The 16,551-nt window shown below is 63.5% G+C and carries 14 protein-coding genes; 8 read left to right on the top strand and 6 right to left on the bottom strand.

Translation table 11 applies throughout. The annotated features are described in order from the left end of the window. Positions 1-50: 50 nt before the first annotated feature. Positions 51-572: a component of SufBCD complex gene (locus EP237_RS04375; protein WP_127558509.1), complete on the top strand. Its 522-nt coding sequence runs from the start codon at positions 51-53 to the stop codon at positions 570-572. Positions 573-592: 20 nt separating this feature from the next. Then, on the top strand, positions 593-4,042 hold the full coding sequence (gene mfd / locus EP237_RS04370; RefSeq protein ID WP_127558507.1) for a transcription-repair coupling factor: 3,450 nt from the start codon (positions 593-595) through the stop codon (positions 4,040-4,042). Here mfd and EP237_RS04365 read toward each other — a convergent pair. The 4 genes from EP237_RS04365 to EP237_RS04350 are packed head-to-tail and all read right to left on the bottom strand — an operon-like array spanning position 4,039 to position 7,923. Beyond that, positions 4,039-5,250: a multidrug effflux MFS transporter gene (locus EP237_RS04365; RefSeq protein WP_127558505.1), complete on the bottom strand. Its 1,212-nt coding sequence runs from the start codon at positions 5,248-5,250 to the stop codon at positions 4,039-4,041. The genes mfd and EP237_RS04365 overlap by 4 nt on opposite strands. Beyond that, the gene (locus EP237_RS04360; protein WP_127558503.1) at positions 5,247-5,804 is read right to left on the bottom strand and encodes a methyltransferase family protein; all 558 of its coding nucleotides are present in this window, start codon (positions 5,802-5,804) and stop codon (positions 5,247-5,249) included. The genes EP237_RS04365 and EP237_RS04360 overlap by 4 nt, the downstream gene beginning before the upstream one ends. Beyond that, positions 5,801-6,445 (bottom strand): DsbA family oxidoreductase, encoded by a 645-nt coding sequence (locus EP237_RS04355; protein ID WP_127558501.1) that lies wholly within the window; start codon positions 6,443-6,445, stop codon positions 5,801-5,803. The genes EP237_RS04360 and EP237_RS04355 overlap by 4 nt, the downstream gene beginning before the upstream one ends. Next, positions 6,442-7,923: a class I adenylate-forming enzyme family protein gene (locus EP237_RS04350; protein ID WP_127558499.1), complete on the bottom strand. Its 1,482-nt coding sequence runs from the start codon at positions 7,921-7,923 to the stop codon at positions 6,442-6,444. The genes EP237_RS04355 and EP237_RS04350 overlap by 4 nt, the downstream gene beginning before the upstream one ends. Before the next feature lie 64 nt (positions 7,924-7,987). On the opposite strand from EP237_RS04350, the gene EP237_RS04345 reads away from it, so the two are divergent. Further along, on the top strand, positions 7,988-8,611 hold the full coding sequence (locus tag EP237_RS04345; RefSeq protein ID WP_127558497.1) for a helix-turn-helix domain-containing protein: 624 nt from the start codon (positions 7,988-7,990) through the stop codon (positions 8,609-8,611). Positions 8,612-8,734: 123 nt separating this feature from the next. Here EP237_RS04345 and EP237_RS04340 read toward each other — a convergent pair whose 3' ends face one another. Beyond that, positions 8,735-9,766 (bottom strand): patatin-like phospholipase family protein, encoded by a 1,032-nt coding sequence (locus EP237_RS04340; protein WP_127558494.1) that lies wholly within the window; start codon positions 9,764-9,766, stop codon positions 8,735-8,737. 111 nt (positions 9,767-9,877) lie between these two features. After that, positions 9,878-10,663, bottom strand: coding sequence for a 3-hydroxybutyrate dehydrogenase (locus tag EP237_RS04335; RefSeq protein ID WP_127558492.1), 786 nt, complete (start codon positions 10,661-10,663; stop codon positions 9,878-9,880). Between the two features lie 320 nt (positions 10,664-10,983). Between EP237_RS04335 and EP237_RS04330 the strand changes: the two genes are divergently transcribed. The 5 genes from EP237_RS04330 to rpsB all read left to right on the top strand — a co-directional run bounded on the left by EP237_RS04330 (position 10,984) and on the right by rpsB (position 16,518). Continuing rightward, positions 10,984-12,750 carry an extracellular solute-binding protein gene (locus tag EP237_RS04330; protein WP_240661490.1) on the top strand — a complete coding sequence of 589 codons (1,767 nt, stop codon included), beginning with the start codon at positions 10,984-10,986 and terminating at the stop codon, positions 12,748-12,750. Between the two features lie 125 nt (positions 12,751-12,875). Further along, positions 12,876-13,757, top strand: a complete 882-nt coding sequence (locus EP237_RS04325) for a PfkB family carbohydrate kinase (protein ID WP_127558488.1) — start codon at positions 12,876-12,878, stop codon at positions 13,755-13,757. 4 nt (positions 13,758-13,761) lie between these two features. After that, positions 13,762-14,679, top strand: a complete 918-nt coding sequence (locus tag EP237_RS04320; protein WP_127558486.1) for a pseudouridine-5'-phosphate glycosidase — start codon at positions 13,762-13,764, stop codon at positions 14,677-14,679. 74 nt (positions 14,680-14,753) lie between these two features. Then, positions 14,754-15,542 (top strand): DUF502 domain-containing protein, encoded by a 789-nt coding sequence (locus EP237_RS04315; protein ID WP_127558484.1) that lies wholly within the window; start codon positions 14,754-14,756, stop codon positions 15,540-15,542. A gap of 190 nt (positions 15,543-15,732) precedes the next feature. Further along, entirely contained in the window at positions 15,733-16,518 is a 786-nt protein-coding gene (gene rpsB, locus EP237_RS04310; RefSeq protein ID WP_127558482.1) for a 30S ribosomal protein S2, read from the top strand. Positions 16,519-16,551: the final 33 nt, after the last annotated feature.

Genomic DNA, 16,551 nt, shown 5'->3' with positions numbered 1-16,551 from the left:
GACGCGCGACTAATGTGCCCCGAAATTGTGATGTGATTGGCAGAGCGGCCTTGGACTTTCTCGAACTTGCAACGGAAGTGATCGACCTCAGGTCGTTCTCGAACCTGTGGTATTGGATCGCTCTGGCGGCCCTGTGGTCCACGGCCAGCCACTGGATCGTCGGCGTGCCCTTCGACATGGTGACCCGCGCGCGCCGGGGCCATGAACGCTCGATCCACGACATGCGGGTTCTGGCTGAGGTCAATGTGAACCGCATCCTCGCGATGGTGGAGCTGTCGGGCGTGTTCGCCATCGGATTTCTTGCCTTCCTGATCACCGGGCTTGCGGTTCTGGGGTGGGGCTATGGGGTGGAGTTCTGCCAGGCTGTCTTCCTGCTGCTGGCGCCGATGACGGGCGTTGCCGCCCTGAACGTGCGCACGGCCCACAAGCTGCGCGACACCGGGTTCGAGGATCTGGGCCGACGCTTGCGCACGCACCGGATGATGGTGCAGATGATCGGCATGGTGTCGATCTTCATCACGGCCTTCTGGGGCATGTGGACCAATCTGCACTACGGCGCACTTGGACTTTAACTTCGCGGGATAAACCCCTCATGGATAAGAAAAACCATGTCCTCATGGGCGGCGTTCCCGAGGGGTTCGATGCAACCCGGCTGCTACGGGAATTGTCCGCCGGGGAGGGTCCTGTCCTGCATGTGGCGCGCGATGACAAGCGCCTGGCGGCAATGGCCACGGCGCTGGACTTCTTCGATCCCTCCGTGCCGGTCCTGCGCTTTCCGGGCTGGGATTGCCTGCCTTTCGACCGGGTGTCACCCAATGCCGACATCTCGGCCACACGGATGGCGACTTTGGCAACATTGGCAGCGGGGCTGGACGGCCGCTTCATCGTCCTGACAACGCTCAGTTCCGCGACCCAATACGTGCCGCCGCGCGCCTTGCTGAAAAGCTCTGCCTTCGTGGCGGAAGTTGACTATCGCCTGAATGAAGATGACCTTCGTAACTTTCTGGTTCGTATGGGGTTTTCGCAATCTCCAACGGTGATGGAACCCGGAGATTACGCGATCCGGGGCGGGATCATCGACGTCTGGCCACCGGGAGAAGATATGCCCGTGCGGCTTGATCTCTTTGGCGACGTGCTGGATGGCGCGCGGCGGTTCGATCCGGCCACGCAACGCACCACGGAAAAACTGACGCGGATCGAGTTTGCGCCGGTGTCCGAGGTCATCCTCGATGAGGCCGCGATTGCCCGGTTCCGACAGAATTACCGGGTGGAGTTTGGCGCGGGTGGCGGCGAAGACCCTTTGTATGAAGCCATCAGCGCGGGCCGCAAGCATCAGGGCGTGGAACATTGGCTGCCCTTCTTCCACGAGCGGTTGGAGACCTTGTTCGACTACCTGCCGGATGCCACGATCTCGCTGGACGATCAGACAACGCCGCAACGGTTGGCCCGTTGGGAAACGATTGAAGATCAATACGATACCCGCAAGACTGCCATGACCCAGAAGGGCCGTTTGGACACGGTCTACAAACCCTGCCCACCGGAGCTGCTGTATCTCGATGACGCGGCCTGGGAGAAGGCCGTCGCAGGTCATCGCGTGATTCAGTTTTCGCCGCTGCCACAAGCCTCGGGGCCCGGGGTGGTTGATGCGGGCGGGCGCATCGGGCGCAGTTTCGCGCCGGAACGACAGCAAGAAAATATCAGTCTATTCGGTGCTTTGGCCGATCACATTCGCGCGGAATCCAAGCGGAATGCGATTGTCATGGCCTCCTGGTCCGAGGGCGCGCGGGAACGGCTGCGCGGGTTGCTGGAAGATCAGGACATCACCGACCTGACCGAGATCTCCAACGGGTTGGCCGGGTTGAAGAAGGGGGCCGTCAACCTTGCGGTCTGGCCGCTGGAACAGGGCTTCACCGGCGACGGGCTGACGGTGATTTCCGAACAGGACGTGTTGGGAGACCGGTTGATCCGACCCAAGCGCAAGACCAAGCGGGCGGAAAACTACCTGACCGAGGCGCAGAGCCTCAGCCCCGGCGATCTGGTCGTGCATGTCGATCATGGCGTCGGGCGCTACAAAGGGCTGGAGACCGTCACCGCCATGGGTGCCCCCCATGAATGCATCGCGCTGGAATATGCAGGTGGTGACAGGCTGTTCCTTCCTGTTGAAAACATTGAACTTCTCAGCCGCTATGGCCATGAGGAAGGGCTGCTCGACAAGCTCGGCGGCGGGGCGTGGCAGGCCAAGAAGGCCAAGCTCAAGGAACGCATCCGCCAGATCGCCGACAAGCTGATCCGCATCGCCGCAGAACGTGAATTGCGCCACGCCCCGGTGATGGAACCGCCGGGCGACATGTGGGAGGCCTTTTGCGCGCGCTTCCCCTATGAGGAAACCGATGATCAGCTGTCGGCCATCGGTGATGTGATCGAGGATCTGGAACGCGGCCGGCCCATGGACCGTTTGGTCGTGGGCGATGTGGGCTTCGGCAAGACCGAGGTTGCCATGCGCGCGGCCTTCGTCGCGGCGGCCAGCGGTATGCAGGTGGCCCTGATCGCGCCGACTACCCTGCTGGCCCGCCAGCACGCCAAGACCTTTGCCGACCGATTCCGTGGATTTCCCATCAATGTCAGGCAGTTGTCGCGCTTTGTTCCCGCAAAGCAGGCGACGGACACCCGCAAGGGACTGGCGGATGGCAGCGTCGATATCTGCATCGGCACCCATGCGCTCTTGGCCAAGAATATCCGGTTCCAGAACCTCGGCCTTCTGATCATCGACGAGGAACAGCGCTTTGGCGTCGGCCACAAGGAACGGCTGAAGGAGATGCGCTCGGAAGTGCACGTCCTGACACTGTCCGCCACACCCATCCCGCGCACATTGCAGATGTCGCTTTCTGGCGTGCGCGACCTCAGCCTCATCGGCACACCCCCGGTCGACCGGCTGGCGATCCGCACTTACGTTTCCGAATTCGACGCGGTCACCATCCGCGAGGCGCTCTTGCGCGAACATTACCGGGGCGGGCAGAGCTTCTACGTGGTGCCGCGCATCGAGGACTTGCCCGAGATCGAGGAGTTCCTGCGCACACAGGTGCCAGAGGTGACCTTCGTCGTGGCCCATGGCCAGATGGCGGCGGGCGAGCTCGATGACCGAATGGTGGCGTTTTACGATGGTAAATATGACGTGTTGCTTGCCACCACCATCATCGAAAGCGGCATCGACATCCCGACCGCCAACACGATGGTGATTCACCGGGCCGATATGTATGGACTCGCGCAGCTCTACCAGATCCGGGGCCGGGTGGGCCGCGCCAAGACCCGCGCCTATGCCTATCTGACCACGAAACCGCGTGCCAAGCTGACCCCCGCGGCGGAGAAACGGCTGCGGGTTCTGGGCAGCCTCGACAGTCTTGGCGCGGGCTTCACCATCGCCAGCCAGGACCTCGACATTCGCGGCGCGGGCAACATCGTGGGCGAGGAGCAGTCGGGCCATGTGAAGGAGGTGGGGTTTGAGCTCTACCAGTCCATGCTGGAAGAGGCGATTGCCAAGATCCGGTCGGGCAATATGAAGGCGCTGACCGATGACGATGGCACCTGGGCACCGCAGATCAATCTGGGCGTGCCCGTTCTGATCCCGGCTGACTATGTGCCCGATCTGGACGTGCGGCTCGGGCTTTACCGGCGGCTGAGCCAACTGCACACGAAGGTGGAGCTGGAGGGCTTTGCGGCGGAGCTGATCGACCGGTTCGGCAAGCTGCCCAAGGAGGTCAACACGCTGCTGCTGGTGGTGCGCATCAAGGCGATGTGCAAGCGGGCGGGGATTGCCAAGCTCGATGGCGGGCCGAAGGGCGCGACGATCCAGTTCCACAATGACAAATTCGCCAACCCCGCCGGGCTGGTGGAATTCGTTCAGGCGCAGAACGGGCTGGCCAAGGTGCGCGATACCAAGATCGTGGTGCGGCGCGACTGGACGAAGGACAGCGACAAGATCAAGGGGGCCTTCGCCATTGCCCGCGATCTGGCCGAGAAGGTCATTGCGGCGAAGAAGGGTTAACGCCCCTCACGCGGCAATCTGGTCGCGATGACAAGGCTTGCCCCTGCGACCAGAAGAACCGACAGGACCAGGGGTGTGGGCGTGCCGTTGAACAGCTGGCCGATGACGGCCCCGATCACCGCGCCCCCCACGGTCGCCACGGCCCCCATGACCGAAGATGTCATGCCCGCGATATGGCCCATGGGCTCCAGCGCCAGGGCGTTCAGGTTGCCGATGGTAAAGCCGGTGGCGGCGAATTGTCCTGCCGTCCAGACGAGGAAGACCCAGAAGGTCCAGGGCGCGTCTGTGCCCATGGCAAGGAACACCAGCCCGGCCACAGCCGAGACCGCGATCTGCCCCATCAGCGCCCGCCGGATCAGCGGCCGCATGCCAAGCTTGACCACAAGGGACGCATTCACCAGCGGTGGCAGGGCCGCGAAAACCGCGATGCCAGCGAACCAGAAATGGAAATTGCCGCCCCTGTCATAGGTGATGTCAAAGACCTGCTGCACGGAACTGATCGTGGCGAAAAGGATGCCGAAGATCATGATCTGGATCAGGGTCGAGAGCATCACCTGATGGTGGCTCAGAACCTCTTTCATCCCGGCCCATAGCATGGCGGCCTGAAGAGGCCGACGCTTCTCGACCGGCAGGGTTTCCGGCTGACGAATGCCGATCCAGGCGGTGGAAACCGCCGAGAACAGCACAAAGGCCAGGAAGATCGACCGCCAACCCGCCAGCGCGATGATGCCCGCGCCGATCATCGGGGCCACGGCAGGGAAGATCATGAAGACGAGCATGGCGAAGGACATGATCCGCGCCATCTGGCGGCCCGAGTAGAGGTCGCGGACAAGCGCCATCGAGGCGATGCGCGGGCCAGCCGCCCCAAGCCCCTGGATCGCGCGGGCGGCCAGCACCAGCTCCAGCGTCGGGGCGAAATAGGCCATGACAGCGCCAATCACATAGAGCCCCGCGCCCCAATAGATGATCGCCTTGCGGCCAAACGCGTCCGAGAGCGGCCCGGTGACCAGCGTTCCCGCCCCCATCCCGAAAACGAAGGAGGTCAGAACAAGCTGTGCGAGGTTAGTGGCGTCCGGCGTCAGCTCTTCCGCGATCTCGGGCAGGGCGGGCAGCATCGAGTCGATGGAAAAGGCAATGGTCGCGAACATCATGCCCATCAGGGCAATGAACTCGCCCTGAGACAGGCGGCGGAAGCTGGAATCGGTCATGTGCGGCTCGAAAATTTCGGCAAAAGGAACGGGGTATTGGCGGAATGAGCCGCGAAGAGGTCTGGGTCGCGCGATTGAATGGCGCGGTCCTCGACCCCTGATCCGTATCCCAGCATGAGCGATGCGGCAACCCCGAGGATCAGCGCCTCGGGCGAGCCGATGATCAGCGACAGCCCCGCGATGCTGACGATCTGCCCCAGATATTGCGGATGCCGGCAGAGCGCATAGGGGCCCTTGGTGGCCAGGCCCACATCCCATCCGCTGGTGCCCTTCAACCCGAGCGCCGCCGTGGCCCAGGTATGAAGCAGACTGCCAGCGACGGCCATGGGCAGGCCGAGACCCCATCTGAGGAGATCGGGCAGCACCGGGGTCTGACCCAAGGTCTGCACCAGACCCACATAGATCAGCGTGGTCAGCCCCCAGGCCCAGATCGCCGTCAAGAGGTTGCCCTTGCGGGGGGGCCAAGGGCCGTGGCCCGGCCTGCGATCCGAAAGGACCAGGATCGCCGCCCAGATCACGCTTGCAGAAAGCCCGAGGATCAGCCCCGCGCTCATTCAGCCTCTTTCATGAGGCCCCGGATATCCTCGATTACCTTGCCCCACAGCTCGGGCGGTTGCGCGCCGGTCAGCACGTGCTGGTTGGCGACAACGAAAGTGGGCACACCCGTCACGCCCCGTTCACGGGCATGGGCGTCGCGGGCGCGGATATCGTCAGCGTCTGACTCGCCCGCCAGCAGGGTCGCGACCATCGCAGCGTCGAGCCCGGATGCGCCTGCGATCTCGGCCAACGTGTCGCTGTCACCGATATCGCGACCATCGACGAAATAGGCCTTAAACAGCGCCGAGACGACCGGCGTCTGGCGCTGCTCAATCCCCGCCCAGTGGATCAGGCGATGCGCGTTGAGCGTATTGGGCGTGCGCGCGATGCCTTCAAAATTGAGCTTCAGACCCGCTGTTTCCGCATGTTCCACCACCGGCGCATAGGCGCGCACCGCACCCTCCTTGCCGCCGAACTTGGCCTCCAGATAGGCGCGCCGATCCATGCCTTCCGTCGGCATCTCGGGGTTCAGCTGGAACGGGTGCCATTCGATGGCGAAGGGATGGTCGCCAGCCGCCTCCAGCGCGCGATCCAGATAGGCCTTTCCGATGTAGCACCAAGGGCAGATCGGATCGGAAAGGATGTCGAGCTTGATCATTGCATGTCCCTGATGGCGGCGGCCAGCGCCTTGCGGTTGAGTTTTCCGTTTGCGCCACGCGGCAGCGCGTCGAAGCGGGCATAGAGCCGTGGTTGCTTGTAGCGTGCAAGGCAGGTTTCCGCGTGCTGACGCAGGTTGGGCTCTTCGCGATCGCTTACATGCGCCAGACAGACGATATGCGTCTCCTCGCGGATTTCCACCGAAACGGCCGCGCAATCCTCGACAAGGGGCGCAAAGGCGCGCTCGATCTCCTGCGGGGAGACGCGGAAGCCACCGGCATTCAGCATGTCGTCAGAACGGCCGTGATAGACGAGCGACCCATCCGCGTCCTCATGCACCAAATCGCCGGTGACAAACCAATCGCCTCTCAGGGGCAGGTCGAAGCAGTCATCGCCAAGATATCCCAGCATCAGGCCGGGATCGCTGCGATGGATGGCAAGCTGGCCGGTCTCACCCTGAGGCAGCGGGTGCCCGTCAGGATCCAGGATCGCGATTTGCCGTCCTGCCTGCGCAAAGCCGAGTGTGTGGGACGGCGCAGGCCTCTCGGGACAGCCGGAAATGAATGTGGAGCATTCCGACATGCCGAGCGCCTCATGGATCGTGGTGCCCGTCGCCCCGGCCCAGGCCTCGCGGATCGGTTCGGGCAGCTTTTCCCCGGCGCTCAGCCCATGGCGCAGTTTCGGCATTGGCGGCACGGGTCCGCGCAGCATCCGGCGATAGACACCGGGGGCGGCGGCGAAGATCGTCGCGTCATGGCGTTTCAGCAGCAGGGGCAGCGCGCCGGGATCGGTGCCTTCAGCCGGGATCAACGCGGTCGCCCCCACGGACCACGGATCCAGCAGCCCGGTGCCGAGCGTGAAGGTCCAGTTGAAGGCGCCCGCATGCAGCAGCCGATCACTTTCGCGCAGCCCGTACCAGCCCTGATGCATCATCCGCCGCGCCCAGATGGCCCGATGCGCATGGGCGACGGCGCGGGGGCGGCCGGATGTGCCGGAGGTATAGACCAGATAGGCCAGACGCTCGGGGTCACCCATCTGATAAGTGGCGCGGTCATGCGCGGCCAGAGCCTCCAGATCCGTCACCACCGGGCAGGGCAGCGGATCGGGCAGGGCGATGCCGTCATGGGCGAGGATCAGCTTCGGGGCGATCTCGGGCGCGAGGCGGCTGATTTCCGGCCCGGTCAGTTGGGCGGAGGTCGGCACCGGCACCAGCCCCACAGCAATCGCCGCGAGATACGCCACCGGGAAATCAGGCCGGTTCCCGAGGCGCAGCAGCACCCGGTCACCGGGAACCAGCCCCTGCGCCAGCAAACCGCTGGCGGTGCGCAACACCCGGTCCTCCAGTCGTGCATAACTCCAGCGGTCCGACCGGGTGGGCGACAGCACCGCCAACGCGATCTTGTCCGGCAGGCGCGGGGCCTGGGCCAGCACATGGGCTGCAAGGTTGAACGAGGCAGGGCAGGGATCGGGCAGAGGCATGAAACCGGCGTAGGCAAGGTGCGGGACAGTTGCAAGACCCCGAGCGGCGGGCTACATCGCGGACATGGATTTTTCTGACGAACCGAGCCTCATACGCCTCGCCCGCGAAAGCGGCACGCAGGATCGCTCGCAACCGGTGGACCTCGCCATTCGGGTGCGCGAGCTGCGCAAGCAGCGGGAATGGACGTTGGAACAGGCCGCCCAGAAGGCCGGGCTGGCGCGCTCGACACTGTCCAAGATCGAAAACGGCCAGATGTCGCCCACCTATGACGCGCTGAAAAAGCTGGCCGACGGGCTGGATATCTCGGTGCCGCAGCTCTTCACCCCCACGGTCAACCCGAAGGTCAACGGCCGCCTCGCCGTGACCCAGACCGGCGCGGGCGAGCCGCACCCGACCGCCACCTATGAACACGAGATGCTGGCCCCGCAGCTGACCCAGAAGGCCATGCTGCCCTACCGCGCCCGCATCCGTGCCCGCAGCTTCGAGGAGTTTGACGGGTGGGTGCGCCACGAGGGCGAGGAATTCCTCTATGTCCTGACCGGAGAGATCCAGCTGATCACGGAATTCTACGCCCCGGTGAACATGCGTAGGGGCGACAGCGCCTATTACGACGCCACCATGGGGCATAACGTGATCTCGGTCAGTGCCGAGGACGCGACGATCCTCTGGGTGACCTGCCTGGGATAACCGTTTCCCCTGGCATTTAGCTAAAATTGTCGGCGCCCCTTTCAGCTTGGCAAAAATACCTCGGGGAGCGCGAGGGGCTGGCCCCTCGCTCCAACGCTGATCATCCGCGCATCGGGTTGGGTGTCAGTCGAACATCGCCGCAAGATCGGCACTGCTCTCCTGCCCGATGCGGTCCCCATGCTTGGCGAGAAAGGCATCGCAGGCCGCAACCCCGGCCTCGAACAGTTGGTGCAGCACCTGCGGAACCGGCACGACCTTGGTGGCAACCGAAAGCTGCCGCATCAGCGCGTCATCCGAGATCATGTGGACCAGAACGTTTTTCATGCTGCCGGGATTCAGCGCGCCCTCTGTCAGCAGGCGCTGAACGAAGCGGATGGCGCGCAATTCGCTGAGCAGAGACGCATTGAAGCTGACCTCGTTCACCCGGTTCTGGATTGCCCGCGCACTGGTCGGGACATCATGGCGGATCAGCGGGTTGATATTCACGATGAGGATGTCGTCGGGCAGATGCGGTTCAAACAGGGGAAACAGCGCCGGGTTGCCGGTATAGCCGCCGTCCCAATAGGCCTCTCGCGCGCCGGTTTTCGGATCGTCGATTTCCACGGCCTTGAACAGGGTTGGCAAACAGGCGGAGGCCAGAAGCGGGGATGTCCCGATCTCATCCCCACCGAAAACACGGATCTTGCCGGTCCGGACATTGGTGGCGCAGACGAAGAAATCGGGCCCCTCGGCGCAGCAGATATGTTCGTAGTGAAACTTGTCGACAATCGGTGTCAGCGGATTGCCGAAAAACGGCCCATAGCTATAGGGGCTGACCATGCGGCTGACCGCGTCACCGATGGCGAAGGGCAGCGAGGTCTCGATCCAGTGGCTGATTGCCAGCGGGGAAATGGCCCCGAGCCAGGCATTGAACCGCTCATCCGTGATCGCCCCCATCTGCTCCCACAGCCAGACGAGGTTCTCGCGCGCCAGATCGCGGCTGCCCTGACTGAGCCCCGCCTTGACCGCCGCGCCATTGAGCGCCCCGGCAGAGGTGCCGGACATGGCCGCGATCTCGATCGAGGGCTCCTGCAACAACCGGTCGAGCACGCCCCAGGTGAACGCCCCATGCGCGCCACCGCCCTGAAGGGCGAGGTTGATGCGTTTTGCTGTCATTCGCAGGGCTGTTCTTGTGGCATGGGCGGGACGCCTCCGGCGGGAGTATTTGAGCCAAGAAGAAGGGGCAGGGCGCTGCGTTAACCTTAATGTGGGGCTAACGCGGGTGGATCATAGCGCCGTCCAGCCGCCATCGACGCTAATCGTCGTGCCGGTGATCTGGGCCGCCGCGTCGGAGCAGAGGAAGGCAGCTGTGCCGCCCATCTGTTCGACGGTGGCGAATTCACGCGAGGGCTGGCGCAGCAGCATAACCTCTCGCACCACTGTGTCGCGGTCCATGTTATGGGCCTTCATCTGGTCTGGGATCTGCGCCTCAACGAGCGGGGTCAGCACATAGCCGGGGCAGATCGCGTTGGCCGTGATCGGCTCTTCCGCCGTTTCCAGCGCGGTGGTCTTGGTCAGCCCGACAATGCCGTGCTTCGCCGCGATATAGGCGGATTTGTAGGGGCTCGCGGTCAGGCCATGGGCCGAGGCGATATTGATCACCCGTCCCCATCCGGCGGCGCGCATCATCGGCAGGGCGGCGGCGGTGGTGTGGAAGGCAGAGCTGAGATTGATCGCGATGATCGCATCCCATTTTTCGACCGGGAACTTGTCGATGGCTTCGACATGCTGGATGCCCGCATTGTTGATCAGGATATCGCAGGCCCCGGCCTGTTCGATCAGCGCGCGGCACTCATCCCCCTTGGACATGTCCGCCTTGATGTAGCGGACCGTGACGCCGCGTTCCGCGGCGATCTCTGCCGCCAATGCGTGATCCTCGTCCCGATCGGTGAAGGAGTTGAGAACGACATCCGCCCCGGCGCGGGCCAGTTCACGGGCGATTCCCAAACCTATCCCTGAGTTGGAACCGGTGATGACAGCGGTTTTTCCGGCAAGCGAAGTGGTGATGGCCATCGGAGGCTCCTGTCCTATACGATTTGCCAGCACCGTAATGCTGCACGTGCAGTATGGACAGAGGCAAAAGCCGCGCAGCCTGACCAAAAAAAACGCCGGCACGAAGCCGGCGTTAAGTTATTGAGGCAGGTTTCATACAGGCAAGAAACCTATCGAGCAGTGCATCCTTTATAAGCAATCACTTGCTCAGAGTCCAACCGAAAAGTTTGAAACCAAATTCAGGGGAGAGTAGCGTCCTGAACAAGCAAACAAGGCATCAAGGGGATTGTTTACAGATGAGCAGGAATTGTTTCAGACAGATTGCAGGCGTTTTTGGCGTCATGGCGATTCTTTCGGGCGGGGCTGCGGCGGAGCCGTCCTATGGCATCGCTATGTATGGTGAGCCTGCGCTGCCCCCAGATTTTGCGCATCTTCCCTATGCCAACCCCGATGCGCCAACCGGTGGCCGGATCGTCACCGGTGAGGTCGGCAGCTTCGACAGTCTCAACCCGCATATCCGCGCCGGATCGACGCCGTGGCAGCTGCGCTTTCTGGCCTATGAAAGCCTCATGGGGCGAAGCTGGGATGAACCCTTCACGCTTTACGGCCTCTTGGCCGAATCGGTCGAGGTTGGCGAGGGCGGGACCTGGGTCGAGTTTCAGCTGCGTCCCGAGGCCCGATTCTCTGACGGCAGCCCGGTGACCGTGGCCGATGTGATCTGGTCCTATGAGACGCTAGGCACCGAGGGCCATCCGCGCTACCTGAACGCGTGGAACCGGGTGAGCAGCATCGAGGCCGTGGGCGAGCGTGGCGTGCGCATCACCTTTAGCGAACCCGACCGGGAGCTGGCGCTGATCATGGGGATGCGACCCATCTTGCAGGCGGCACAATGGGAGGGGCGTGATTTCACCGAAAGCGGGATCGACGCGATCCCGATCTCCAGCGCGCCATATGTCATCGACGATTTCGAGGCCGGGCGGTTCGTGTCCCTGCGCCGCAACCCCGATTACTGGGGCGCTGACCTGCCGTTCCGACGGGGCACCAATGTGATTGATGAGATCCGGCTGGAATTCTTCGGGGACGGCACCGCCATGTGGGAGGCCTTCGTCGCTGGCGAGATCACCACGATCCGCGAAACCAACGCCGCCGATTGGGAAACCAACTACGATTTCCCGCGTGTGCAGTCGGGCGAGGTGGTGCTGTCCGAGGTGCCGCATGAACGGCCCACGGGGATGTGGGGCTTCGTGATGAACACCCGGTCCCCGCAATTCGAGGATTGGCGGGTGCGCGAGGCAATGATTCAGGCCTTTAACTACGAATTCATCAACCAGACCCAGAATGGCGGGCTGGCACCGCGCATCACCTCTTACTTCTCCAATTCGATCCTCGGGATGGAACCCGGCGCGGCAGAGGGCCGGGTGCTGGAGCTGCTGGAACCCTTCGCGGATGACCTGCTTCCCGGCGCGCTGGAGGGCTACGACTTCCCCGTATCCGACGGGCGCGAGGCCAACCGGGCGGGCATCCGCGCCGCCATGGGGCTGATGGAGGAGGCAGGCTATTCGGTGCAGGAAGGTGTCATGACCGGCCCCGACGGAACGCCCTTCACCTTCGAGATCGTGCTGAGCCAGGGATCGGCTGAGAATCAGGCGATCATCAATATCTATGTGGAATCGCTCTCTCGTCTCGGGATCACGCCGACGGTAACGACCATCGACAGCGCGCAATATCGCGAGCGGACGGACGCCTATGATTTCGACATGACCTGGTTCGCGCGCGGCGTGTCGCTGTCGCCCGGCAACGAGCAGTACCTCTATTGGGGCTGCGACATGGTCGATGTGGAGGGCAGCCGCAACCTGATGGGGGTCTGCAACCCGGCCATCGAGGCGATGGTGGATGAGATGCTGACAGCCGAAAGTCAGGACAATTATCGCGCCGCCGTGCGGGCGCTCGACCGGGTGCTGACATCGGGCCGCTATGTGATCCCGATCTGGTACTCGCCGGTCAGCCGCATCGCCCATGTGCGGGAGCTGCATTTCCCCGAGACCCTGCCGATCTATGGCGACTGGCTTGGGTTCCAGCCCGATGTCTGGTGGTACGAAGCGGAGTGAGCGGTTTCGCCGCGGCTGTGGCCCGCGTCGACCGGCCGGGGGGCGCTGCCCCCCGGACCCCCCGAGGTATTTTAACCAAGATGAAAGGCATGGACGGCGCGGGCTGGCTTGCCTAAGGAGCGGGGATGAGAGAACGCCCTGACATTCTGTGCATCGGGTCCGTCCTGTGGGACATCATCGGACGCACCGATCTGCCCATGGCGGCCGGAAACGACAAGCCCGGTCGCATCACCCGTCTGCCCGGCGGGGTGGCGCTGAATATCGCCATGACCTGTGTGGGGCAGGGGCTGCGGCCCTCGCTGCTGAGTGTCGTGGGCGATGATGCGGCGGGCACCGCGCTGCTGGTGGAATGCGCGCGGATGGGGATCGAGGTAGACCATGTGCTGGTCGATCACGATCTGCCGACCGATCAATACATGGCGATCGAGGCGCAGGGGACGCTGTTGGCGGCGCTCGCCGATGCGCATTCGCTGGAAACCGCAGGCGCACGGATTCTGGAGCCGCTGGAAAACGGAAGGCTGGCCTCTGCCGATGCGCCGTGGGTGGGGCCGATGGCGATTGACGGGAACCTGACGCTGGAGCTTTTGACCCGGATTGCGCAGAGCCCGCTTTTTGCCCATGCCGATCTGCGGCTCGCTCCGGCTTCGCCCGGCAAGGCCGAGCGGCTGAGGCCGTTCCTGTCCCATCCCGGCGCCACGATCTATGTGAATGCGGAAGAGGCCGGGCTGATCGCAGAGGCCGACACTCAATGCGCTGAAACCGGGGCCGAGGCCCTGCTGGCCGCTGGCGCACGCCGGGTTTTGGTCACCGATGGCGGCAGGCTGGCCGTGGATGCGACGCCTGATAGAACCCTCTCGCTAGCGCCACCGCAAATCACCCCGCGCCGGATCACCGGGGCAGGGGACACGTTCATGGCGGCCCATATCGCCGCTGAAATTCGCGGTGACGCGCCCGAGGCTGCCCTCGCCCACGCGCTAGAGACCGCCGCCACCTATGTCGCCGGATAATACCATGACCCCTGACTTCCTGACCCTGTCGCCTGACGTTGCCGAGGCTCTGGCCTCCAATGCCCCTGTCGTAGCGCTGGAAAGCACCATCATCACCCATGGCATGCCCTACCCGCAGAACCTGGAGACCGCCCGCCAGGTCGAGGACGAGGTACGTGCCGCCGGGGCCGTGCCTGCGACCATCGCGATCCTTGCGGGGCGTCTGCATGTGGGGCTGACGGATGCGCAGCTGGAGGCGCTGGCGCAGGCTGAAAACGTGATGAAGCTCAGCCGCGCCGATCTGGCGGTGGCTCTGGCGACGGGCCGGACCGGGGCGACCACCGTGGCCGCAACGATGATCGCGGCGCATCTGGCTGGGATCGGGGTCTTTGCCACGGGCGGGATCGGCGGCGTTCACAAGGGAGCGGAAGACAGTTTCGACATCTCCGCCGACCTGATGGAACTGGCGCAAACCCCGGTGACGGTTGTGGCCGCCGGGGCCAAGGCCATCCTCGATATCCCCAAGACGCTTGAGGTTTTGGAAACCCAAGGCGTGCCGGTCATTGCTTACGGGCAGGACGATTTCCCGGCCTTCTGGTCGCGCGCCTCGGGCCTTGCCGCGCCGCTGCGGCTGGACAGCGCAGAGACCATCGCGGCGAGCGCTGCCATGCGCGCGCGGCTTGGCCTTCCCGGCGGGCAGCTGGTGGCCAACCCGATCCCGCCAGAGGCCGAGATCGCTGCCGAAACCCTCGCCCCGATCATCGCGCAGGCCCAGGCCGAGGCCGATGAACGTGGAATTGCGGGGAAATCGGTGACTCCGTTCCTGTTGCAGCGGATTTTCGAACTGACCGAAGGACGGTCGCTCACGGCCAATATCGCCCTTGTTCTGAACAATGCCCGCCTTGCAGCGGCAATTGCCTGCGCCATGGTCGCGCAGGATTGAAGACACTCTCTTGTTTGGCGTGAAACGCGCCCTTAGTAACAGGGTAGAGAGTTTAACAGGGACGACCGGCAAGAATGGAATTGCCCGAACCGCCACCGCCGCCACGACGCGGCTGGATATCCTCGCTCCAGGCCAGTTTTCTGACCGGCCTCGTGGTGATTGCTCCCATTGGACTGACAGCATGGCTGATCTGGTCGATCATCGGCTGGATCGATTCTTGGGTGCTGCCGTTCCTGCCGGACGCCTATAATCCGGCGCTCTGGATCCGCAACTATTTCAACATCGACGTCGATATTCGCGGTATCGGCGTCGGCATGTTCCTGCTGTTCACGATCATCGTGGGCTGGATCGCCAAGGGGCTGATCGGGCGGTCGCTGATCCGCACTTCGGAAAGCGTTGTGCTGTCGATTCCCGGTGTTCGGTCGCTCTATTCGGGCCTGAAGCAGATCACCGAAACCGTACTGGCGCAGTCCAAGGGATCTTTCGACAAGGCCTGTCTGGTGGAATATCCGCGCAAGGGGATCTGGGCGATCGCCTTCATCTCGACCGATGCGAAGGGCGAGATTGCGGACAGCCATGACAAGCACATGATCTCGGTCTTCCTGCCGACCACGCCAAACCCGACCTCGGGTTTTCTGCTGTTCGTTCCGAAGGAAGATGTGCAGATCCTGAAGATGTCGGTTGAGGATGCGGCGAAACTGGTGATCTCGGCGGGGCTGGTTTACCCGAGCACCGGCGACAAGGATGGTGACCGGGTGCCAGACGAGGCCGAGGGTGTGGAGATCGAAGGCACGGCTGCCACCCTGCTGGACCGGCCGACTGCACCCGAAGCGGACCCCGATCGCCGCACCGAAGACGCCTGACGCACCTTCTTGCCCCGATTTCGCGGTCAGATGGGGCAGGGGGGTTGCATTCCCTTCAACACTGCCTTACTGGCGCGCTTACTTCACAGGCAGAGGCGGGCCCTCGGGGGAGACATCCCTGAACGGTCCACCGGTTGGGTTCAGTCCCTAAACCTCTGCCAAGGCGCAAACCGGAAAAGGATACTAGGACATGGCGCTTCCTGATTTCTCCATGCGTCAGCTGCTTGAAGCTGGCGTTCACTTTGGCCACCAGACGCAACGCTGGAACCCCCGCATGGGCGAGTTCATCTATGGCGAGCGCAATGGCATCCACATTCTCGACCTGACCCAGACCGTCCCGATGCTGGACCAGGCGCTGCAGGTCGTGCGCGAAACCGTCGCCAAGGGCGGCAGCATCCTGTTCGTCGGCACCAAGCGTCAGGCACAAAAGCCCGTCGCAGAAGCGGCAGAGCGTTGCGCGCAGTACTACATGAACCACCGCTGGCTCGGCGGCACGCTGACCAACTGGAAAACCGTGTCGAACTCGATCTCTCGTCTGAAGCAGATCGACGAGGCGATGGAAAACGGTCTGGAAGGCCTGACCAAGAAAGAACGTCTTGGCATGGAACGCGATCAGGCGAAGCTGCAGGCGTCGCTTGGCGGCATCCGTGAAATGGGCGGCCTGCCCGACCTGATCTTCGTCATCGACGTCAAGAAAGAAGATCTGGCAATCCTCGAAGCCAAGAAGCTGGGCATCCCGGTTGTGGCCGTGGTCGATACCAACTGCTCGCCCGATGGTGTGGACTACATCATCCCCGGCAATGACGACGCGGCCCGCGCCATCTCGCTCTATTGCGATCTGGTCTCCCGCGCGGCCCTGGACGGCATGACCGCCCAGATGGAAGGCGCAGGCGTTGACCTGGGCGCACTGGAAGAGGGCAACATCGAAGAGGCCATCGCTGCCGATGCCCCCGCCGAGGAAGCCGCTGAAGGCTGATCGGCCGTCACGCATCTGATACATGGACCGGCT

Origin of the sequence: Nioella ostreopsis (assembly GCF_004000255.1) — a bacterium.
Taxonomy (GTDB): domain Bacteria; phylum Pseudomonadota; class Alphaproteobacteria; order Rhodobacterales; family Rhodobacteraceae; genus Nioella; species Nioella ostreopsis.
This window is presented reverse-complemented; position numbering and strand designations above follow the sequence as displayed.